1 protein-coding gene and 1 pseudogene are annotated in these 1,058 nt (G+C 38.8%); one reads left to right on the top strand and one right to left on the bottom strand.

Features of this window, described 5'->3' with window-relative positions:
• Positions 1-405: pseudogene (locus tag FTV37_RS17670) on the top strand (glycerophosphodiester phosphodiesterase); the annotation flags it as partial.
• An 86-nt stretch (positions 406-491) separates the two neighbouring features.
• Here FTV37_RS17670 and FTV37_RS17665 read toward each other — a convergent pair.
• A partial coding sequence (locus tag FTV37_RS17665; RefSeq protein WP_180064359.1) for a transposase occupies positions 492-1,058 on the bottom strand: 567 nt, incomplete at its 5' end.

Raw genomic sequence — 1,058 nt, 5'->3', positions numbered from 1 at the left:
ATGGCGAGCCAGCGCGGCGTGACTTTCTGGCCATGGACTTTCCGCTTAAATAAAGATGACTTCTACCGCATGTATGTACAAGGCACACATGGTCTAACGACTGATTATGCGCATGAATCTTCAAATCTGGCGGTAAAATTGAATACAGCAAGTCAGCTCATAGCCACTGCAGGCAAGCCTGTAGAAATCAATGCAGAAATCCAAACTCAAATTGGAACGAAATCGAATTATCTTGTTAAAAATATGCTGGTTTTGCCAAATTCGGCTAAATATACGCAAAATGGCCAAGGGCTGACATTTACTGAAAAAGGTACAGCTTATGTCATGCCAAGCTATCAATATACGATGGCACCAAATTACACCTATACGATTTATGCAAAACCTGTCACTGTAACAATTCAATAAAATTAAAACATATGCTTAGATTCTTAGAGCATCACCTTGATGAGTTAATGTAGTAAAAACCCACTGTAAAGTGTAATGCCAGTCAGTTAAGAGATTGACTGGCTTTTTCTTGGGTATTTTTGAGGTTTTCCTTTTACAACCCTTGGATAACTCCTCACTCTTCTCTCAGGTATAACATACCGATTAGATTTCTCCATTAAACTTTCCAGATGTTTGGGTAGATTACCTGCAGAAGCCAAAGAGTCGAATCTGAGTAAATTAAGAAGGGCAATAGATGCAATATGAAAACTGATCCTCAACGGGCTTACTTTGGCACGTTGAGCCATATATTTCATTTGTCTTCTCAGCACGTTATAAGCAATCAAGACACCCCATAATTCTTGATAAATTAAGTCTGGCTGTTTGCTCCTTAAGTGCTTACCTTCCTGTAAATTGCTTTTAATTTCTCGGTAACACATCTCTATCTCCCAACGTTGAGCATATAACTTTGCTAAAGTTCGAGCTGGATATGTCTTTGAATCTAATAATGAAGTGATATAACGGCGGATTTTTCCTGCCTGCTCAACTTCAATCAAACGTGCTTCCCAGTAATCTCCTAATGCTGGATTAAGTTTTTTGGCTCTTGCTGATATTGGCATCCTGATATGAAAATC

The sequence above is a fragment of the Acinetobacter sp. YH16042 genome, from assembly GCF_013417245.1.
Lineage (GTDB): Bacteria > Pseudomonadota > Gammaproteobacteria > Pseudomonadales > Moraxellaceae > Acinetobacter > Acinetobacter amyesii.
The sequence above is the reverse complement of the archived record's forward strand: the minus strand, read 5'-3'. Positions and strand labels throughout refer to the sequence as shown.